We start from the raw sequence: 21,107 nt of genomic DNA, 5'->3' as shown, positions 1-21,107 counted from the left end.
CACTGTGAAAAAAATATCCCCGCCGGAGGCATCCGGCCCCACCGGGGCCGGACCTGACGCACGGGCTTTCCTGTCGCGCGATGCGTGATAACCTGCGCTGCGGCAGCAGTCGAACAAGCGGAGGCATATCATGGCGCAAAGCGGAACATCCGGGCAGGCGACCGAATTGCCCGCCGACGCGTTGCGCGCGGTCTGCGATCCGGGCATTTTCGATTTCGCCACCACCGCCACGCTCGATCCGCTGCCCGCGCTGATCGGACAGGAGCGCGCGACCGAGGCCATCGCCCTTGCCGCCGGGATGCGGCACAAGCGGTTCAACCTGTTCGTTGCCGGGCCGCAGGGCACCGGCCGGCATTCAGCCGTGCTGCGGATGCTCGAGGAAGAGGCCGCGACCCGCCCGGCGCCCGGCGACTGGGTGCATGTCTACAATTTCGAGAATGCCGACCGCCCCCGCGCCATGGCGCTGCCGCGCGGCACCGCACTGGGCCTGCGCGATGCGATGCAGGTGCTGGTCGATGACCTGGCCAACGACATTCCCGCGCTGTTCGACTCCGAGGAATACCAGAACCGCCGCACCGCCATCGAGCAGGAGTTCGGCGGCCATCACGAGGTGGCCTTCTCCGAGCTCAACGAAAAGGCCCGCAGGCGCGGCGTGGCGATCCTGCGCACGCCGATGGGGTTCGCCATCGCCGCGGTCAAGGATGGCGAGGTGATCAAGCCCGACGCCTTCTCGAAACTGCCCGAGGACGAGCGCAAGCAGATCGAGGCGCGCGTCGCCGAAACCCAGGGCGAGCTTGAGGAATTTCTCAAGTCGGTGCCGCAGATGGAAAAGTCCCATCGCCGCGCCGTGGGCAAGCTCAATGCCGAGATGGCCGAACAGGCCGTCGATGCCGCGCTGACCGAGGTGTTGCGCAAGTTCGGCCGGATTGACGCGGTGCGCGACTATCTGGCCGAGCTGCGCGCCGATCTGATCAGCAACGCCACGCTGTTTCTCAAGGCCGGCCGCCAGGAAGATGACGGCCCTTTCCCGGTGCCCGCCGCCAAGGTCCATGACGACCCTGCCTTTCACCGTTATGCGGTCAATGTCATGGTCGGCCACGCCCCCGACGAGGAGGGCGGCGCCCCCGTCGTGACCGAGGCGTTGCCAACGCTCGGCAACCTGACCGGCCGGGTCGAGCATATGTCGAGCATGGGCGCATTGGTGACCGATTTCACCCTGATCCGTCCCGGCGCGCTGCACCGCGCCAATGGCGGGTTTCTGGTGCTTGACGCCGAACGGGTGCTGACCGAGCCCTTCGCCTGGGAGGCGCTCAAGCGCTGCCTGGAAACTGGCGAGATCAAGATCATCTCGCCCGCGCAGCGCTACAGCCTGCTGTCGACCACCACGCTCGAACCCGACCCGATCCCGCTCGATGCCCGCGTGGTGCTGGTGGGCGACCGCCGGCTGCACATGCTGCTTTCCACGCTTGATCCCGAATTCGGTGAGCTGTTCAAGATTACCGCCGATTTCGACGATGACATGGCACGCGATGATGAGGCGCTGACGCTCTTCGCGCGCATGGTCGCCACCGTGGCCGGGCGCGAGGGGCTCTTGCCCGCAACGCCTGAGGGGGTGGCCGCGCTGGTCGATTTCTCCACGCGCGAGGCCGATGACCAGCAGAAGCTTTCGCTGCGCATCAGCGCGATCTGGGACATCCTGCGCGAGGCCGATCACCTGGCCCGCCGCGCCGAGGCCAAGGCGATCGAGGCCGAACAGGTCGCCGCCGCCATCCGCGCGGCCCGGCGCCGCGCCAGCCGGGTGCGCGACCGCATCCAGGAGATGATCGCCCGCGACACGATCATGATCTCGACCCGCGGCGCCGAGCTGGGGCAGGTCAACGGGCTGACCGTGACCGGCATGCGCGAACACCGCTTCGGCGCGCCGGTGCGGATCACCGCGCGGGTGCGCATGGGCGCCGGCAAGGTCGTCGATATCGAACGCGAGGTGAAGCTTGGCGGGCCGATCCATTCCAAGGGGGTGCTGATCCTCTCGGGCTACCTGTCCACGCATTACGCGCCCGAGATGCCGCTGTCGCTCTGGGCCAGCCTGGTGTTCGAGCAAAGCTATGGTGGCGTGGATGGCGACAGCGCCTCGGTGGCCGAGCTTTGCGCGCTCCTTTCGGCGCTGGCAGGCGTGCCGCTGTCGCAATCGCTGGCGGTGACCGGATCGGTCAACCAGCAGGGCGAGGTGCAGCCCGTCGGCGGCGTCAACGAAAAGATCGAGGGTTTCTTCGATGTCTGCAAGGCGCAGGGGCTGACCGGGCGGCAGGGCGTGCTGCTGCCGCGCCGCAATGCCGCCAACCTGATGCTGCGCGAGGATGTGGTCGAGGCCGTGCGCGCGGGCAAGTTCGCCATCCACGCCATTTCCAGCGTCGATCAGGCAATCGAGCTGCTCACCGGGCTGCCCGCGGGGCGGCGCGCGGCCAATGGCCAGTTTCCCGATGGCAGCGTCAACGCCAATGTCGAGGCCCGGCTCGAGGATTTCGCGCTGGCCCGACGCGATTTCGCCGGGTCCGGGCGGGATGGCGACGGCAATGGGAATGCCACGGAATGAGCGAGCTTCTGCGCATCCGCAATGTGCTGATCGTCGCCGGCTGCTACGCCGATGCCGAAGCCGCGATCCCGCTTGCGGTTCAGCTTGCCCGGCTCGCGCAGGCCGAGATCACCGGCGTTCTGGCCGAAGATCCGGCGGCGCATGACCTGCCGGGCGGGGCTTTCCTGCTGGCGCCGCGGGGCACGGGGGCGGGCGCAGCCTTCCCCGCCAGCCGGATGCGCGCCGCCTTCCAGGCCGACGCCCGCGCCTTCGAGGCCCGGCTGCGGCGCGCGGCGGTGCAGGAGGCGCTGGGCTGGCGTTTCCGGCGCGAGGCCGGCGCGCTGCCCGAGGTGCTGGCAAGACTGGCCACCCGCGAGGATGTGGCATTGCTGGGCTATCGCCGCACGATGCGGCTGCGCGGCCCGGTGGTGGCGCTGGGCAACTCCGACGCGGCGGGCACTGGCAGCGGGGCTGCGGCCGACCCGGCGTTTTCGCTGGCGTCGGCGCTCGCCCGTGCGATGAACCTGCCGCTGATGGTGATCGACCCGTCCGGGGCGCCTGAACATGCCGGCGCCCATGATTTGCCGCCATTGCCGGGGCGCGGGGCCGGGCCGGTGCCTGCGCGCCTTTCAGTGCCCGACTCTGCGGCGGCGCTGCGCGCGCTCGACCGGCTTGCGCCAACCCTGGTTGTGCTGGACTCCCGGCTCGCCGGGTTCCACCGCGGCGCCGAGTTGCGTGCCCTGATCGAGACCGCGCGCTGCCCGATCCTGCTGATTTCGCCCAGGGGCGACAGCCTGGATACCCAGCCTGGCCGTGGTGCACCCGCCCACCCCGCGCGGGGCTGAGGGCAACCGCGGCCCAAGGCGCGCGCGTGCCCTTCACTGTGGTGAAAATATCCTCGCCGAAGGCATCCGCCAGTGGATGCGGGCGATGCCATCCGGTTCGGTGCGATGCGCTTTGCGGCATCGGGCGGCCCCGGTCCATCTGTCGCGCTGCGCTGTGTGCAATTGCGGTGGCGCCGCCGGGTTGCCCGCGCTAACTAGTGCCTGCCGTGACCGGTCGGAGTCGCCGCCCCGCCGCATGTCGGGCGAGGGTCAGAACCGGACTGATCCGGCACGACATCGGCGGGTGACGCGGCCGCGTCGACCCGCGCCCGGAGAATGACGGAGCCGCAATGCACGCAGACGATGACGCAGCCGCCGGGGCCGAGGGTCCGGCCTTCATCCTGGTCGAGCCCCAGATGGGCGAGAATATCGGCGCCGCCGCCCGCGCGATGTGGAATTTCGGCCTCGACCGGCTGCGCGTTGTTGCCCCGCGCGATGGTTGGCCCAACCCGCGTGCCGTGGCGATGGCCAGCGGCGCGGGGCGGTTGCTCGACCATGCCGGCCCGTTCGCCGATCTGCCCGCCGCAATTGCCGATTGCCATGTGGTCTATGCCACCACTGCGCGCGGGCGCGGCATGACCAAGCCCGTGCTCACCCCCGAGGAGGCGATGGCCCAGGCGCGCGCCCATACGGCTGCCGGACGCCGGGTGGGTGTCCTTTTCGGCCCCGAGCGCGCGGGGCTGGCGAGCGCCGATGTGGCGCGCGCCGATGCCATCGTCTCGGTGCCGGTGAACCCGGAGTTTCCCTCGCTCAACCTGGCGCAATGCGTATTGCTGACCGCCTATGAGTGGCGCCGCCAGGACAAGGCCGCCGCCCCAGTCGCCCGCACCCCCGAGGCCGACCCCGCCACCGCCGCCGAGATCGGCCATCTGGGCGACCGCTTTGAGGCTACGCTCGACGCCGCTTGCTTCTTCTTTCCGCCCGAGAAGGCCGGGCATATGCGGCTGAACTTGCGCAACATGCTGGGCCGGTTGCCGCTGACGCGGGCGGATGTGCAGCTTCTGCACGGCGCGTTGCGCCAGCTTGCCCGCCCGCCGCGCGGGGATGTCTGACGTGGGCCTTGTAAGCCGTCGCCACCATTGCGACCCGGTAGGGGGCTGCCCTATAGCGTGTTGCGTTGAATTGGACTCATTCAGCTCCGACCAGGCTGCATGCGGCCGCCCGGGCGGGCGGGCGCATGCCCGGGCGGCCGCATGCGGCCCGGGCGGGGAGAAACCGATCAGGCGCAACACGCCCCAAATTTTTCGTCCGTCGGGATGGGAGTGACGCGAGATGTCAGGCAATACAGACAAATCAGGCAAGCGCAGCATCTTTGAAGAGGTTGATCCGGGCAAGGCCGGCCAGCCCCCTCAGCCCCGCCAGACCGGTCTGATCGAAGGCCGCCGCCAGGGCGCGCGCGGGGCGATCCGGCTGTGGCTGATCGTGCTTTTCGCGCTGGTCATGGTGATGATCGCGGTGGGCGGGCTGACCCGGCTGACCGATTCGGGCCTGTCGATCACCGAATGGCGCCCGATCACCGGCGCCATCCCCCCCATGGGCGAGGCCGCCTGGTTGGCTGAGTTCGAGAAATACCGCCAGATCCCACAGTATGAGCTGATGAATTTCGGCATGTCGCTGGAAGAGTTCAAGGTCATCTACTGGTGGGAATGGGGACACCGGCAGCTTGGCCGGCTGATCGGGCTGGTCTGGGGCGTGGGCTTTCTGTGGTTCTGGCTCTCGGGCCGCATCCCGGCGGGCTGGACGGGGCGGCTGTTGCTCCTGGGCGGCCTAGGCGGGCTGCAGGGCGCGATCGGCTGGTGGATGGTGGCCTCGGGCCTGACCGAGGGGATGATCGCCGTGGCCTCCTACCGGCTGGCGGTGCATCTGGGGCTGGCCTTCGTGATCCTGGGGCTGATCGCGTGGCACGTGTTCGAACTGGGCCGCAGCGCAGGCGATCTGTTGCAGGCGCGGCGCGCGCGCGAAGGCCGGCTCTTTTCCGGCGCCACGGGGCTGATGCATTTCGCCATGCTCCAGATCCTGCTGGGCGCATTGGTCGCCGGGATCGACGCGGGCCGGGGCTATACCGACTGGCCGCTGATGCATGGCGTATTCTTCCCGCCCGAAAGCTTCGATATCGCGCCGCTCTGGCGCAACTTCTTCGAAAACCCCGCGCTGGTGCAGTTCATGCACCGCATGGCCGGGTATTTCCTGCTGCTTTTCGCCGTGGTGGTCTGGCTGCGCGGACGCCGCAGCGCCCATGGCGCCACGCGCCGGGCGTTTCACTGGATGATGGCGGCAATGACAGGCCAGATCGTGCTGGGCATCGTCACGGTGATGCATGGCGCGCCCTGGGAACTGGCGATTTCGCATCAGGTGCTGGCGGTGGTGCTTTGGGTGCTGATCATCCGCGCGCGTTTCCTTGCGCAGTATCCGCGGGCTGAATCGTTGCGGGGTTCGGTAGCGAATAGGGGGCGGGCATGAACGCTTTCAGCGAATTGATGGTGTTCCAGCGCGAGACCTGCGCGCTGGAACAGGTGATGGGCCGGCTGGGCTGGGACCAGGAGACCATGATGCCGCGCGGCGCGGCGGCCCAGCGCAGCGAGGAAATGGCCGCGATGGCCTCTGTGCTGCACGCGCGCCGCACTGACCCGCGGTTGGGCGACTGGCTGGAAAAGGCCGAGGCCCCCGACGCCGCCGGCGCAGCGGCGCTGCGGCTGATCGCACGCGACTTCGCCCGCGCCACCCGCGTGCCCGCGCGGCTGGCTGGCGAGCTGGCGCGCGTGACCTCGATCAGCCAGGGGCTCTGGGCCGAGGCGCGCGAACGCGACGATCTCGCAAGCTTCCTGCCCACGCTGGCGCAGGTCGTGGCGCTCAAGCGCGAAGAGGCCGCAGCACTCGCAGATGGCGGCGATCCCTACGACGCGCTGCTTGATGAATACGAACCCGGCGCCTCGAGCGCCGAGATCGCGGCGATGTTCGACCGGATGCGCCCCCGCCTGGTGGCACTGCGCGAGGCGGTTCTGGGCCGCGCCCGCACGCCGCCGCCGCTCAAGGGGCTGTTCGACCGCGACGCGCAATTGCGCCTGACCCGCAAGCTGGCGGAAACCTTCGGCTATGATTTCGGCACGGGGCGGCTCGATCTGGCGGTGCATCCGTTCTCGTCTGGTTCGGGCGCGGATGTGCGCATCACCACCCGCATCGCCGAGGATGACCCGTTCAACTGCCTCTATTCCACGATCCACGAGGTCGGCCACGCCGTCTATGAACAACAGATCGACCCGGCCTACCGGCTGACGCCACTGGGGCAGGGGGTGTCGATGGGCGTGCATGAAAGCCAGAGCCGCATTTTCGAGAACCAGCTTGGCCGTTCGCGCGCCTTCTGCGGCTGGTTGCATGGGGTCATGGCGGCGGAGTTCGGCGATATGGGGCTGGACGGGCCGGAAGCCTTTTACGCCACCGTCAACCGCGTGACCGCCGGCTACATCCGAACTGAGGCCGACGAGGTGCATTACAACCTGCACATCATGCTGCGCTTCGACCTGGAGCGCGCGCTGATCGCTGGCGATCTGGCGGTGCCCGATCTGGAAGAGGCTTGGAACACCCGCTTCGCCGCCGATTTCGGCTCGCCGGTGGACCGGTCCGCGCATGGGCTCTTGCAGGATGTGCACTGGCCGGTCGGGCTGTTTGGCTATTTCCCCACCTACACGCTGGGCAATGTCCATGCCGGCTGCCTGCACGCGGCGCTGCGCCGCGACCTGCCCGATCTTGATGCGGGGCTGGCCGAGGGCGATCTGCGGCCGGCGCTGGAATGGCTGCGCGAGAAGGTGCAGCGCCATGGCGGGCTGCACGAGGCGCGCGCGCTGATCGAACAGGCCACTGGCGCGCCCCCGAATGAGGCACCGCTGCTGGAGTATCTGGAGCGGAAATTCGGCGCGCTTTACGGGGTTTGAGGCCTCTGGGGCAGGCCGCGCGCCCCTGGCCTGCGGGGGCCTCCGGCGGGGATATTTTTCTCACAGTGAAGGGCCGGGCGTGGCGGGGCGCGCGGTGTGCCTGCAACTGCCGGGGGGCGGAAACTGGCCTTGCGTGGCGCGCGCGCCCGTGTCCGGGGGGCGCTTCGGCTGGGTGCCGGCAGCGGGTTACAGCCCCAGCCTGTCACGCAGGGCGAACCAGGTCATCGCCAGCGCCAGCAGCGGACTGCGCAGCGCCGGGCCACCCGGAAAGCGGGTGGCGGGCAAATCGGCCAGGATGTCGAACCGCCCCGCCCGGCCCGCGATGGCCTCGGCCATCAGCTTGCCGGCCAGCGTGGCCAGCGCCACCCCATGGCCTGAATAGCCCGAGGCCGAGAGCACATTGGGCGCGGGCCGGGCGAGACAGGGCAGGCGGCTCATGGTGATGGCAAGCGTGCCGCCCCAGGCGTGGGTGATCGGCACATCGGCCAGTTGCGGGAAGACCTGAAGCATCGGCTTGCGCACTGTGGCCCTGATGTCGTGCGGGAAGCGGTAGCCATAGCTTTCGCCGCCGCCGAACAGCAGACGCCCGTCGTCGGAAAGGCGGAAGTAGTTTACGACGAATTTTGAATCGGCCACCGCGACGGGCTGTGTAAGCACCTCGGCCGCGCGGGGGCCGAGCGGTTCGGTGGCGATGATGAAATTGTTGATCGGCATGACGCGTGCGGCGATCGGCGGCGCGATCCCTTCGAGATAGCCGTTGCAGGCCAGCACCAGGTGATCGGCCCGGACCGCGCCTGCGGCGGTGAAGGCCACCGGCTGCGGGCCGGTATCGAGGCGCGTGACATGGCTGCCTTCGCATATCCGCACGCCCGCCCCTGCGGCGGCCCCTGCCAGCCCCAGCGCGAATTGCAGCGGGTGGATATGGCCCGCGCCATGATCGAGGGCGCCGCCCTGATAGGCCTCGCTGCGCACGATGTCGCGCAAGGCGGCGCGGTCGAGCGGCGCGATCTGGTCATAGCCATAGTCGCGGTTGAGTTTCTCGACCATCTCATGGGTGTGGCGCAGATCGCGCGCGGACCAGTCGGCATGGACGATGCCAGGGTGAAAGCGGCAGGGCATGTCGTGGCGGGTGATCAGTGCGCGCACCAGGGCCTTGGCCGCTTCGCCCAGATCCCATAGCTGGCGGGCGCGGGCCGTGCCGAAGCGGGCCTCGAGCGTGCCCTGGTCGATGCGCTGCCCCGAGCCGACCTGCCCGCCATTGCGCCCCGAGGCGCCGAAGCCCACGCGGTGGGCTTCGAGCAGGATCACCGAAAGCCCCTGCTGCGCCAGGTGCAGCGCCGCCGACAGCCCCGTATAGCCGCCGCCGATCACGCAGACATCGGCGCGCGCCTCGCCTTCCAGCGGGGGGAAGGGGGCAAGGGGCGCGGCGGTTTCGGCATACCAGCTTGGCGGGTAGGCGCCGGGCCGATCATTGGCGAAGAGCAGGCTTTTCATACGTTCAGCAGAAGATGCTCGCGCTCCCACGGGCTGATGACCTGGAGGAACTCGGTATATTCCAGCCGTTTCACCGCCTCGTAGATGCGGCAGAATTCCTCGCCCAGCACCTCGCGCACGGCGGCGTTCTCCTCGAACAGGTCGAGCGCGCCGCCCAGGGTTTCGGGCAGGTCGTCATCGCCGCGATAGGCGTCGCCCACGCATTCGGCGCGTGGCTCGCGCTGCTCTTTCAGGCCCAGGTAGCCACAGGCGAGCGAGGCGGCGAGGCCCAGATACGGGTTGCAGTCCATCCCGGCGAGGCGGTTCTCGACCCGGCGCGATTCGGGCAGCGAGATCGGCACCCGCAGCCCGGTGGTGCGGTTGTCATGGCCCCATTCCAGGTTGATCGGCGCGGCAAAGTCGCGGACATAGCGGCGGTAGCTGTTCACATAGGGGGCGAGAATGGCGATCACTGCCGGCATATGGGTCTGCAGCCCGGCGATGAAATGCCCGAATGCCGGGGTGCTGTTGCCATCTGCATCGGAAAAGATGTTCTGCCCGGTTTCGCTGTCGAGCACCGAGTGATGCATGTGCATGGCGCTGCCCGGCTCGCCCTCGATGGGTTTGGCCATGAAGGTGGCGAAGCATTCATGGCGCAGCGCGGCCTCGCGGATCAGGCGCTTGAAATAGAAGATCTCGTCGGCAAGGTTCAGCGGGTGGCCGTGCTGGAGGTTGATCTCGACCTGGCCGGCGCCGCCTTCCTGCGCGATGCCGTCGATCTCGAAGCCCTGCGCCTCGGCGAAATCATAGATGTCGTCGATCACCCGGCCGTATTCGTCGACCGCGCTCATCGAATAGGCCTGTTTGCCCATGGCGCGGCGCCCGGTGCGGCCCATCGGCGGCTGGATCGGTTGCGCCGGGTCGGGGTTGGGCGCGACCAGGAAGAACTCCATCTCGGGTGCGACGATCGGGGTCCAGCCTTCGGCGGCATAAAGCTCCAGCACCCGGCGCAGCACGTTGCGGGGTGCGGTGGGCACCGGCACGCCGGCCTTGTCGGATACATCATGGATGACCTGCAAGGTCACATCGGCCGTCCAGGGCGCGGCGGAGGCGGTCGAGAAATCGGGCGTGAGCAGCATGTCGGGTTCGGTGAAGGTGTCGACAGCATCGGCCGCCCAGTCGCCGGTTATGGTCTGCATGAAGATTGAGTTCGGCAGGTAGATGCGCCCCATCTTGGCGAATTTCGAGGCCGGCATCGCCTTGCCGCGGGCAATCCCGGCCAGGTCGGGGACGATACATTCGACCTCGTCCAGCTTGCGCCCGTCGATATAGTTGCGCGCGGCTTCGGGGATGTGTTCGATCCAGTCCTGCATGGGGTGTCCTTGAAGCTTGTGGCGCGGGGTCAGCCGCTGTGGCGGGGTTTGTGGAAGAAATCCGCGATCTGCCGGGCAAGGGTCGCGGCGTCGGTCGCGCCTTGCAGCCGGGCCTCGGCCTGATCGAGCAGCGGGTCGGGCACGACGCCGCGCCCACGGGTTTCGATCAGCCCGGCGATGAAATCATTATCGAACTCGGGATGCGGCTGCACCGACCAGATATTGCCTCCATATCGCAGCCCGGCGATCGGGCAGAACGCGTTGCTGGCGATCACCTCGGCGCCTTCGGGGGCGTGCGTGACCTGATCCTGGTGCCAGGCGTTCAGCCGCAGGTTGGTGCCGCCGAAATCGTAATCCTGCGGCCCCACCGCCCAGCCGCCGGGGTGTTTGTCGACCTTGCCGCCAAGCGCCTGCGCGATGATCTGGTGGCCGAAGCATATCCCCACCAGCGGCTTGCCCGAGGCGTGTATCCGGCGGATGAAATCCTCGAGCGGGGCGATGAAGGGCAGATCGTCATAGGCGCCGTGGCGCGAGCCGGTGATCAGCCAGCCATCGGCCGCGTCGGGCGTGTCGGGAAATTCCATTTCGACCACGCTCCAGGTGCGAAAGTCAAACCCGAAGCCTGCAAGCAGACGCTGGAAGAGTTCAGGGTAGGAGCCTGCGCGCGCGCGCAGTTCGGCAGGCGCGTGGCCGGTTTCGAGAATGCCGATAAGCATGGGTAACCCGGTGTTGTTTGATCAAATGCTACGCCGAGAGACCCGGCCCCGCAAGGGGGCAGGTGGAACCAGCCAAGGCTATCGCCTCTGGAATCTGAGCACCTCGAAAGGAGATCGAAGGCTTCTGGATGACACGGCACCTTGCCAGACGGCTGCCCGCCCGGCGGCAACGCCGGGCAGCGCCTGCCATTCCGGGGGCCTACGCCGCCCCACCGGGGCGACGGTCCCCCTCCATCCCGGCAGGCGCGTCAGACGCTTCACATCTTGGAACGTAGACAGTTTCTTGAGCGCCGCGCCGATGGCGCCGTCAGGCAATGGCGCCTACCCAGGCAGGCGTTGCCCACAGGCCTTTTCGCGGGCCGTGTTCTGCAGAGGTCTCTCAAATGCGATTCCCTGTGCGACCGAAACAATCGGGATGGGGCCAGCCGGCTCGCGGCGCGGGCGTTCTTATTCCGCCGCCCGCGCCATCGGGTTGTTGGGGTGGGTCGTCCAATTGCCGTATTCGTCGGGCACTTTCTGGCCGGTGCGTTCGTCGACCGTGCCTGGGGCGAGGCGCTCCATGGTGATGCAGTCCTCGACCGGGCAGACATTGACGCACAGGTTACAGGCCACGCATTCGGCATCGATCACGTCAAATGTGCGGTCCTCCGACATGCTGATCGCCTGGTGCGAGGTGTCCTCGCAAGCGGCGTAGCAGCGCCCGCACTTGATGCACAGGTCCTGATCGATCCGGGCCTTGGTGATGTAGTTCAGGTTCAGGTGCTGCCAGTCGGTCACATTGGGCACGGCGCGCCCGACCAGCTGATCGATCGAGGCGAAGCCCTTCTCGTCCATGTAATGGCTCAGGCCGGCGGTCAGCTCCTTGATGATGCCGAAGCCGTAGGTCATGGCCGCAGTGCAGACCTGCACGTTGCCTGCGCCAAGCGCCAGGAACTCGGCCGCGTCGCGCCAGGTGCTCACCCCGCCTATGCCGGAAATCGGCAGGTTCGCGGTTTCGGGGGTGCGCGCGATCTCGGCCACCATGTTCAGCGCAATGGGCTTGACCGCCGGGCCGCAAAGCCCGCCATGCGCGCCCTTGCCATCGATGGTGGGCTGGGGCGCGAAATTGTCCAGATCGACCCCGGTGATCGAATTGACGGTGTTGATCAGGCTCACCGCATCGGCGCCGCCGCGCATGGCGGCCTCGGCCGGTTTGCGGATATCGGCGACATTGGGCGTCAGCTTGACGATGCAGGGCATGCGGCTGTGTTTCTTGACCCAGCGCGTGACCATCTCGATGTATTCGGGAACCTGGCCCACGGCGGCGCCCATGCCGCGCTCGCTCATGCCGTGGGGGCAGCCGAAATTCAGCTCCACGCCATCGGCGCCGGTATCCTCGACATGGGCGAGGATCGCGCGCCAGCTTTCCTCGTCGCAGGGCACCATCAGCGACACGATCATCGCGCGGTCGGGCCAGTCGCGCTTGACCTGCTTGATCTCGCGCAGGTTCACCTCGAGCGGGCGGTCGGTGATCAGCTCGATATTGTTGAGCGCCAGCAGCCGCCGGTCGGCGCCCCAGATCGCGCCGTATCGGGGGCCATTGACGTTGACGATGGGCGGGCCTTCGCTGCCCAGCGTCTTCCAGACCACGCCGCCCCAGCCTGCCTTGAAGGCGCGGGTGACGTTGTATTCCTTGTCGGTCGGCGGCGCCGAAGCCAGCCAGAACGGGTTGGGCGATTTGATGCCCAGGAAATCGGATGCGAGATTGGCCATTATTCCTCGCCTTTCTTGATTAACGAATGCAATCGTTTGGCTGCGGAGCGTTTTCAAGTCGACGTGCAGTGCGGATAATACCATCATCATCCAACAGTTGGAGCTCGCCGGTTGCTACGACCAACCGATATCTGTCACCTGAGGGGCTGCCGACTACCCTGAAAACTCTATCTTCATTTTCAGATAGTTGCTGCTCCAGTTCGGAGCCGTCGAAGAACTCTGATCGTGAGATTAACGTGCCATTCGCTTCAACCTCGATTGTGATGACTCGATTCATAGAATTTGAGCCGGGTATCATCTGATCACACCATCTTCCAACTGTGGTTTCAGCGGCAGCGACGCTCGCTATGCAGATGGCGGAACAGGTGAGGATGGTAGATGGAAGTCTCGAACCTCTAATCATCTTGCTGTCTCCCTGTTGGAATGGCCGCGCGATTTCGCCTCGGGCGCGGCTCTTGTTCGGGGCGGGTGCCTGGCCGGGCCGCGGGCCTCCTGCCGGAGGAGAGAAGAAAGCAGGAGGCCCGCGGCCCGGATCCGCCGGCACCGCGCGGGGCTCAGCCGGTCAGCCGGGCGTGGATGTCTTCGGCCGCATCGCGGCCCTGCGCGACGGCGGTCACGGTCAGGTCTTCGCCGCCGCCGGTGCAATCCCCGCCGGCCCAGACCCCGGCTAGCGCGGTGGCGCCACGGGCCGATGCGGCGATCTTGCCGCGGGCGGCGTCCAGCCCCTCGGGCAGCGCGTCGAGACGCTGACCGATGGCGCGGAACACCTGGTCGGCGGGCAGGCGGAAGGTCTCGCCTGTGGTCTCAAGCCCGTTCGCGCCCTCGCTTGTATAGGCGAATTCGACCTCGCGCAGCGCACCATTGCCATACACGGCCACGGGCTGGGCATTGGTGATGATGCGGACCCCGGCGGTGGCGGCGTGCTCGATCTCATGCGCGCTGGCGCTCAGGCTTTCAGGGCCGCGGCGGTAAACCATCGCCACATGCTCGGCGCCGAGGTGGCGCGATTGCACGGCAGCGTCAACGGCGGTCATGCCGCCGCCAATCACCACCACATGCCGCCCGATGGGCAGGTTCGACAGGTCATCGCTCTGGCGCAGCTCGGCGATGAAATCGACCGCGTCGCGCAGGCCCTCATGGGCGCCCCCCGGCACATCGAGCGCGTTCACCCCGCCCAGACCGATCCCGAGAAACACCGCGTCATAGTCGCTGCGCAACTGCTCGAGCGTCATGTCGCGGCCCAGTTTCTTGCCGTGTTCGATACGGATGCCACCAATGCGCAACAGCCAGTCGACCTCGGCCTGGGCGAAATCATCGGCGGCCTTGTAGGCGGCGATGCCGTATTCGTTGAGCCCGCCGGGTTTTGGCCGTGCCTCGAAGATCACCACCTCATGGCCATGCATCGCCAGCCGGTGCGCGCAGGCCAGTCCGGCCGGCCCGGCACCCACCACCGCGACGCGCTTGCCGGTGGCGGCGGCGCGCTCGTAGGGGTGTTCGTTGCGCGCCATGACCGCATCGGTGGCGTAGCGCTGGAGGCGCCCGATCTCGACCGGTTTGCCCTCGGCGGTCTCGCGCACGCAGGCGCCTTCGCACAGGGTCTCGGTCGGGCAGACGCGGGCACACATGCCGCCCAGGATGTTCTGGTCGAAGATCGTTCTGCCGGCGGCTTCGGGCTGGCCGGCCTGGATCTGGCGGATGAAGAGGGGAATGTCGATCGCGGTCGGGCAGGCCGTGACGCAGGGCGCGTCATGGCAGAAATAGCAGCGATCGGCTGCCACCAAGGCCTGATGCGGGTCGAAATTCGGGTGGATGTCCGAGAAGTTCTTGGCGATGGTCTCCTGCGGCAGACGCCCTGCCGCAATTCCCGGTGTTGTCGGGCTTGTCACGTGCAACCTCCCCGGTTGGCTGATCGTTATGACGGATGCCTTTGCGGCTGATTACGGAATCAGCGTGCCATGAGTCGAGTTTTTTATCAATTGGTAAAATATGAGTGGCTCGAAAACCTGCGCGCAGCTTGCCGGGCTTGCGCCGACTGCCGCCGGCGGAGGCCTTCGGCGAGGATATTTTCGCCACAGTGAAGGGGCAGGGCGGCGCCATCTGCCCGAGGGGGGCGCGCGGCGGCGCCGGGGCGGACCAATCCGGTTGCGCCGGGGGGCTGGGTGCCTATCTTGGCTGCACTGGCCCCTTGGCAAATTGCGGAGTCGATTTCATGACCTGGTCTTTTCCCATCGGCACGCTGCTTGGGTCCGAGTTGCGCGTCCACGCCACTTTCTTCCTGCTGCTGGCCTGGATCGGGGCGGCGGCCTGGCTGGCGGGCGGGCCGGTGGCGGCGGCGATGAACATTCTGTTCATCCTGGTGCTGTTTGCCTGTGTCGTGGCGCATGAGTTCGGCCATGCGCTGATGGCGCGCCGCTACGGGATCAGGACGCCCGACATCACGCTTCTGCCGATCGGGGGCATGGCGCGGCTGGAGCGGATGCCGGAAAAGCCCGCGCAGGAGATTGCCGTGGCGCTGGCCGGTCCGGCGGTGAATGTGGTGATCTGGGCTGTGCTGGTCTTCGTGATCGGTGTGGACACTTCGGTCGAGGCGCTGCTGGCGATCGAGGACCCGCGCGAGGGGTTCTGGGCCCGCGTGGCGGTGGTGAACCTGTTTCTGGTGCTGTTCAACATGCTGCCAGCCTTTCCGATGGATGGCGGCCGGGTGCTGCGGGCGCTGCTGGCCATGCGGATGCCGCGCGAGAAGGCCACGTTGATCGCGGCGCGGGGCGGGCAGGCGATGGCTTTCGTTTTCGGCTTTCTGGGGCTGATGACGGGCAATCCGCTGCTGATCCTGATCGCGGTGTTCGTGTTCATCGCGGGCATGGCGGAAAGCAGCCATGTGGCGATGCAGGAATTCGGCCGCCACCAGGGGGTGCGCGACGCGATGATCACTTCGTTCGAGTGGCTGCGCGAGGACAGCACCCTGCACGAGGCGGCCAACACGCTGATCCGCACCACCCAGCACGAGTTTCCGGTGCTTGACGCGGGAGGCCGTCCGGTTGGCTTTCTGACGCGGCGCGATCTTTATGCCGCGCTTGCCGAGGATGTCCCGCGCATGCGCGAGATCCGCGGAGTCATCGACCGCGAGGTGCCGATGGTGCATGTGGGCGCGCCGCTCAACGAGGCGATCGAGGCGATGCAGCGCACAGGCAGCACTGCGGTCGGGGTGGTGGGGCCTTCGGGCGCGCTGATCGGCTATATCACCCATGAGAATATCGGCGAGTTGATGGTGGTCAGCGGGCGCGGGTGAGGCGCGGCGCATCGGCGGTGCGCGATCGCGTGGCGGCGGAAGTTTCCGGCAAGGTGTGTGGGCTGGCGGGGCTGGGGCGCTGAACCCGCAGGCCGCGCACCCCTTGGCCCGCGGGGGCCTGCGGCGCGGATATTTTTGCCAAGAAGATGTTGCCGGGTGTGCGCCCCTGGGAGCGGATGAAGGCGGGGCAGAAGCCGGCGCGCGGCCGGGCTGTGCCGTTCTCCGGGGGCCTTGCCTCCCGCGCCGCGCATTCGGTCGGCGTGAGGGGCGGCGGAGCCGGAGGCGGGCGCGAGCCCCTGTTTCCGACCCTGCGCGCCGGTTGTTCAGCGCAGGCCCTTGTTGATCGCCTCCAGCGCCGCACTGCCGGGGCAGAGATCAGCCTCGCCCAGTCGGTTGAGCGGGGTTTCTACCGTGTCGAGATTGGCGTGCAGATCCTGGCGCCCCGAGGCCAGATAGAGAAGGCCGGTGGCAATTTCGCCGACGTTGTCCTGTTCCTGGATATGGGCGAGCGCGGCGGCCTTGTCGGAAGGGTCGTAATCGGCCGAGATCTTGCGCAGGCGCAGGGTCGTGCCGTTGGGCTGCTCGACCTCGACCATGGCTCCGGGCTCGTATTCGGCGGTGATCGGGGCGCTGCCGGTGATCACGTCGAGGCGGTTCAGTGCCTCGTTATGGTGGCGCACGTAGTCGTAGCTGCGCGTCGAGCCCTTGTGGTTGTTGAAGGCCACGCAGGGCGAGATCACATCGAGGATGGCGGCGCCAGGGTGGCTCATCGCGGCCTTGATAAGCGGCACGAGCTGTGCCTTGTCGCCCGAGAACGAGCGCGCGACGAAACTGGCGCCCATCAGGATCGCCATCGAGGCAAGGTCGATCCCCGCGTCATTGTTGACGGCGCCCTTCTTGGCGACCGAGCCCTTGTCGGCGGTGGCCGAGAACTGCCCCTTGGTCAGCCCGTAGACGCCGTTGTTCATCACGATATAGACCATGTTGACACCGCGACGCATGACATGGGCGAATTGCCCCAGCCCGATCGAGGCACTGTCGCCATCGCCCGAGACGCCCATGTAGATCAGCTCGCGGTTGGCCAGATGCGCGCCGGTCAGAACGCTGGGCATCCGCCCGTGCACGGTGTTGAACCCGTGGCTTGCGCCCAGGAAATAGGTCGGTGTCTTCGACGAGCAGCCGATGCCCGAGAGCTTGGCCACGCGGTGTGGCTCGATCGCCATCTCGTAGCAGGATTGCACGATGGAAGCGCTGATCGAATCGTGCCCGCAGCCCGCGCAAAGCGTCGAGACCTGCCCCTCGTAGTCGCGCCGTGTGAAGCCCACGGCGTTACGCTTGAGGCTGGGGTGATGCAGTTTCGGCTTGGTGATATACGTCATGAGACGGCCCTCTCAAGCGGCACGACCTGATATTGCGCGAGGCGGTCGCGGATCGCGCCGTGGATGAAGCGTGCGGTGATCGGCGTGCCATCGTAATGCAGCACCGGCACCAGCCGGGCCGGGTCGATCTCCAGCTCGTTGCACAGGAGCATTCGCATCTGCCCGTCGCGGTTCTGCTCGACCAGGAAGACCCGGTCATGGGCGGCGATGAACTCGGCCACAGAATCGGGGAAGGGAAAGGCACGCAGCCGCATGGCGTTCACATGCAGCCCCTCGTTGCCCAGCCGGTCGAGCGCCTCGTCCATCGACGGCGCGGTGGAGCCGAAATAGAGTACCCCGTATCGGGTGTCTGCTTCGGCGCGGCGCAGCACCGGCTGCGGCACCTGGGATTTGGCCGTGTCGAACTTGCGCACAAGGCGCTCCATGTTCTCGATATAGTCGGCGCCTTCCTCGGAATAGCGCGCATAGCGGTTCTTGGTGGTGCCACGCGTGAAGAACGCCCCGCGCGACGGGTGCGTGCCCGGCAGCGTACGATAGGGGATGCCGTCGCCATCCACATCGAGGTAGCGGCCGAATTCGCGCCCGGCCTCAAGCTCGTCGGCGGTCATCACCTTGCCGCGGTCCAGCTTGCGGCTGTCGTCCCATTCCAGCGGCGCGCACAGCCGGCGGTTCATGCCGATGTCGAGATCGCTCATCACGAACACGGGCGTTTGCAGCCGATCGGCCAGGTCGAGCGCGGCGGCGGAGTGGTCGAAGCACTCGCGCGGGTCTTCGGGAAACAGCAGCACATGCTTGGTGTCGCCGTTCGAGGCATAGGCGCAGGACAGGATGTCGGCCTGCTGGGTGCGCGTGGGCATCCCGGTCGAGGGGCCGCCGCGCTGCACGTTCACGATCACCGCGGGGATTTCGGCGAAATAGGCCAGCCCGATGAACTCGGTCATCAGGCTCACGCCAGGGCCCGAGGTCGAGGTGAAGGCGCGCGCGCCGTTCCAGCCCGCCCCGATCACCATGCCGATCGAGGCAAGCTCGTCCTCGGACTGGATGACGGCGTATTTCGACTTGCCGCTTTCCGGTTCCTTGCGGAACTTGCGGCAATAGCTTTCAAAGGCTTCCGCCACCGAAGACGAGGGCGTGATCGGATACCAGGCGCAGACTGTCGCGCCGCCATAGACGCAGCCCAGCGCCGAGGCTGCGTTGCCCTCCATGAAGATCCGGTCGCCCACCGCATCGGCCGGGGCCACCTTGAGCTTGCAGATGTCGGGGTCGAGGTTTTTCTGCACCCAGTCGCGGCCCAGGTTGAGCGCGGCGACGTTCTTGTCGATCAGCGCCTCCTTGCCCTTGAACTGTTCGGAAAACAGCGCCTCGATCACCGCCGGGTCGATATCCATCAGCGCCGAGAGCGCGCCGACATAGATGATGTTCTTGAATAGCTGGCGCTGGCGCGGGTCGGAATATGTGGCGTTGCAGATTTCGGTCAGCGGCACCCCGATACTGGTCAGGTCGTCGCGAAACATCTCGGGCGGCAGAGGGCGCGTCGAATCGTAGAACAGGTAACCACCGGGCGCGACCTCGGCGAGATCGCGTTGCCAGGTTTCGGGGTTCATCGCCACGATCATGTCGAGCCCGCCGCGCCGGCCCAGATAGCCTGCCTCACTGACGCGCACCTCGTACCATGTGGGCAAGCCCTGAATGTTCGAGGGGAAGATGTTGCGCGGGCTGACCGGCACTCCCATCCGCAGGATCGCACGCGCGAAAAGTTCGTTCGCACTGGCCGAGCCTGAACCGTTCACATTGGCGAACTTGATGACGAAATCGTTGGTGGCTGTCAGTTGCTGTGCCATGCCGGTCCTGCCTGGGCTGTATTGATCAGATATTTGCGCATGTCCCACGCGCCGGTGGGGCAGCGTTCGGCGCAAAGCCCGCAATGCAGGCAGACGTCCTCGTCCTTGACCATGACGCGCCCGGTTTCAAGCCCGTCGGCCACATAGAGCGGCTGGTCGGTGTTCGTTGCCGGGGCGCTCAGTCGGGCGCGAAGATCATCTTCCTCGCCGTCCTGGGTGAAGGTGATGCAGTCCATCGGGCAGATATCGGTGCAGGCGTCGCATTCGATGCACAGCGAGGCCGAGAACACCGTCTGCACATCGCAGTTGAGGCAGCGTTGCGCCTCTTTCCACGCCAGTTCCGGATCGAAGCCCAGTTCGACCTCGGCACCGATATCGCTGAGCGCGCGCTCCTTCACCAGATGCGGCACCGGCACGCGAGTATCCAGCGCGATATCGTTGTCATAGCTCCATTCGTGGATGCCCATCTTCTGGCTGACGATGTTGACTGTGGGCGCGGGACGATCGCGCACATCCGCGTCTTGCAGGAACCGGTCGATCGAGATCGCCGCCTGGTGGCCATGTGCCACCGCCCAGATGATGTTCTTGGGTCCGAAGGCTGCGTCGCCACCGAAGAACACGTTGGGCAAGCTTGCCTGCATGGTCGTCTCATCGACCTTGGGCATGTCCCAGCGGGGGTCGAACTCGATGCCGATGTCGCGCTCGATCCAGGGGAAGGCGTTTTCCTGACCCACGGCCACCAGCACATCGTCGCACTCGAAAAATGCGTCCGGCTCGCCCGTGGGCACCAGCTTGCGGCGGCCATTGTCGTCATACTCGGCGCGCACGATCTCGAATTTCATGCCGACCAGCTTGCCGCCCTCGGTGACGAAGGCCTTGGGCACATGCCAGTTGATGATCGGGATGTCCTCGGCGATGGCGTCTTCCTTCTCCCAGGGCGAGGCCTTCATTTCCTCGAACCCCGAGCGGACGATCACCTTCACGTCCTCGCCGCCCAGCCGCCGCGCGGTGCGGCAGCAATCCATCGCGGTGTTGCCCCCGCCCAGCACGAGCACGCGCTTGCCGATTTCCTTGATATGCTCGAACGACACCGAGGATAGCCAGTCGATCCCGACATGTATATTGGCCGCGCCCTCCTGGCGGCCGGGAATGTCCAGATCACGCCCGCGCGGCGCGCCAGAGCCCACGAACACGGCATCCCAGCCCTCATCCAGCAGGCCCTTGAGGCTGTCGACGCTGCGGTTGTCGAAATGCACGTTGCCGATGCCGGTGATATAGGCGACTTCTTCGTCGATCACCTGTTCAGGCAGGCGAAAGCGCGGGATCTGGGTGCGGATCAGCCCGCCCATCTTGGGGTTGTGGTCGATCAGCGTGATGTCATAGCCCAGCACCGCCAGGTCGCGCGCCACCGTCAGCGAGGCCGGCCCCGCCCCCACACAGGCGATGCGCTTGCCGTTCAGCTTGGCGGGCGCCGCGGGCATGTGTTCGGCCACGTCGTCCTTGTAATCGGCCGCCACGCGCTTGAGCCGGCAGATCGCCACAGGCGCGGTGTCGCCGCCCACGGTGTCGGGGTCTTCGACCCGGCCGCGCCGGCAGGCAGGCTCGCAGGGGCGGTCGCAGGTGCGCCCGAGGATGCCGGGGAAGACATTTGAAACCCAGTTAATCATGTAGGCTTCGGAATACTTTCCATGCGCAATCTTGCGGATGTATTCCGGAACCGGCGTGTGGGCCGGGCAGGCCCATTGACAATCAACCACCTTGAGAAAGTAGTTCGGATCGTCGATATCCGTCTTGTGCAACGGTATTCTCCCCTTGCATCATGGCGGCGCGGTTCGGGGTGGCCCGGTGATGATGCGAGTGCATCCCGAAACTGCGCAGTGTTCCTCCAGTCCCGTGCAA

General features: G+C 67.0%; 14 protein-coding genes. 6 read left to right on the top strand and 8 right to left on the bottom strand.

Translation table 11 applies throughout. The annotated features are described in order from the left end of the window. Positions 1 to 130: 130 nt before the first annotated feature. The 5 genes from DQ229_RS16125 to DQ229_RS16105 all read left to right on the top strand — a co-directional run bounded on the left by DQ229_RS16125 (position 131) and on the right by DQ229_RS16105 (position 7,385). Positions 131 to 2,593 (top strand): Lon protease family protein, encoded by a 2,463-nt coding sequence (locus tag DQ229_RS16125; RefSeq protein WP_114967299.1) that lies wholly within the window; start codon positions 131 to 133, stop codon positions 2,591 to 2,593. Continuing rightward, on the top strand, positions 2,590 to 3,417 hold the full coding sequence (locus tag DQ229_RS16120) for a response regulator (protein WP_114967298.1): 828 nt from the start codon (positions 2,590 to 2,592) through the stop codon (positions 3,415 to 3,417). The genes DQ229_RS16125 and DQ229_RS16120 overlap by 4 nt, the downstream gene beginning before the upstream one ends. Before the next feature lie 329 nt (positions 3,418 to 3,746). Next, positions 3,747 to 4,508 carry an RNA methyltransferase gene (locus DQ229_RS16115; RefSeq protein WP_114967297.1) on the top strand — a complete coding sequence of 254 codons (762 nt, stop codon included), beginning with the start codon at positions 3,747 to 3,749 and terminating at the stop codon, positions 4,506 to 4,508. A gap of 220 nt (positions 4,509 to 4,728) precedes the next feature. Further along, positions 4,729 to 5,916: a heme A synthase gene (gene ctaA, locus DQ229_RS16110; RefSeq protein ID WP_114967296.1), complete on the top strand. Its 1,188-nt coding sequence runs from the start codon at positions 4,729 to 4,731 to the stop codon at positions 5,914 to 5,916. Then, positions 5,913 to 7,385 carry a carboxypeptidase M32 gene (locus tag DQ229_RS16105; RefSeq protein ID WP_114967295.1) on the top strand — a complete coding sequence of 491 codons (1,473 nt, stop codon included), beginning with the start codon at positions 5,913 to 5,915 and terminating at the stop codon, positions 7,383 to 7,385. Before ctaA ends, DQ229_RS16105 begins: the two co-directional genes overlap by 4 nt. Positions 7,386 to 7,571: 186 nt before the next feature. Here the strand turns inward: DQ229_RS16105 and DQ229_RS16100 are convergent, their stop codons facing one another. The 5 genes from DQ229_RS16100 to DQ229_RS16080 form a co-directional block, all read right to left on the bottom strand. Then, positions 7,572 to 8,879: an NAD(P)/FAD-dependent oxidoreductase gene (locus tag DQ229_RS16100; protein ID WP_114967294.1), complete on the bottom strand. Its 1,308-nt coding sequence runs from the start codon at positions 8,877 to 8,879 to the stop codon at positions 7,572 to 7,574. Continuing rightward, positions 8,876 to 10,231 (bottom strand): glutamine synthetase family protein, encoded by a 1,356-nt coding sequence (locus DQ229_RS16095; protein ID WP_114967293.1) that lies wholly within the window; start codon positions 10,229 to 10,231, stop codon positions 8,876 to 8,878. The genes DQ229_RS16100 and DQ229_RS16095 overlap by 4 nt, the downstream gene beginning before the upstream one ends. 29 nt (positions 10,232 to 10,260) lie before the next feature. Beyond that, positions 10,261 to 10,947, bottom strand: coding sequence for a type 1 glutamine amidotransferase (locus tag DQ229_RS16090; protein ID WP_114967292.1), 687 nt, complete (start codon positions 10,945 to 10,947; stop codon positions 10,261 to 10,263). A 447-nt stretch (positions 10,948 to 11,394) separates the two neighbouring features. Then, positions 11,395 to 12,699, bottom strand: coding sequence for an NAD-dependent dihydropyrimidine dehydrogenase subunit PreA (gene preA, locus DQ229_RS16085; RefSeq protein WP_114967291.1), 1,305 nt, complete (start codon positions 12,697 to 12,699; stop codon positions 11,395 to 11,397). Between the two features lie 554 nt (positions 12,700 to 13,253). After that, a complete protein-coding gene (locus DQ229_RS16080) occupies positions 13,254 to 14,585 on the bottom strand; it encodes an NAD(P)-dependent oxidoreductase (protein ID WP_114967290.1) in 1,332 nt (443 codons plus the stop codon). 323 nt (positions 14,586 to 14,908) lie between these two features. On the opposite strand from DQ229_RS16080, the gene DQ229_RS16075 reads away from it, so the two are divergent. Further along, positions 14,909 to 15,988, top strand: coding sequence for a site-2 protease family protein (locus DQ229_RS16075; protein ID WP_114967315.1), 1,080 nt, complete (start codon positions 14,909 to 14,911; stop codon positions 15,986 to 15,988). A gap of 323 nt (positions 15,989 to 16,311) precedes the next feature. Here the strand turns inward: DQ229_RS16075 and DQ229_RS16070 are convergent, their stop codons facing one another. Genes DQ229_RS16070 through DQ229_RS16060 form a run of 3 tightly spaced genes read right to left on the bottom strand, consistent with a single transcriptional unit; the run spans position 16,312 to position 21,007 of the window. After that, positions 16,312 to 17,367 carry a 2-oxoacid:ferredoxin oxidoreductase subunit beta gene (locus DQ229_RS16070; RefSeq protein ID WP_114967289.1) on the bottom strand — a complete coding sequence of 352 codons (1,056 nt, stop codon included), beginning with the start codon at positions 17,365 to 17,367 and terminating at the stop codon, positions 16,312 to 16,314. After that, entirely contained in the window at positions 17,364 to 19,208 is a 1,845-nt protein-coding gene (locus tag DQ229_RS16065) for a 2-oxoacid:acceptor oxidoreductase subunit alpha (protein ID WP_114967288.1), read from the bottom strand. Before DQ229_RS16065 ends, DQ229_RS16070 begins: the two co-directional genes overlap by 4 nt. After that, positions 19,193 to 21,007: an FAD-dependent oxidoreductase gene (locus DQ229_RS16060; protein ID WP_114967287.1), complete on the bottom strand. Its 1,815-nt coding sequence runs from the start codon at positions 21,005 to 21,007 to the stop codon at positions 19,193 to 19,195. The genes DQ229_RS16065 and DQ229_RS16060 overlap by 16 nt, the downstream gene beginning before the upstream one ends. Positions 21,008 to 21,107: the final 100 nt, after the last annotated feature.

Source organism: Alkalilacustris brevis, from assembly GCF_003350345.1.
Lineage (GTDB): Bacteria > Pseudomonadota > Alphaproteobacteria > Rhodobacterales > Rhodobacteraceae > Alkalilacustris > Alkalilacustris brevis.
This window is presented reverse-complemented; position numbering and strand designations above follow the sequence as displayed.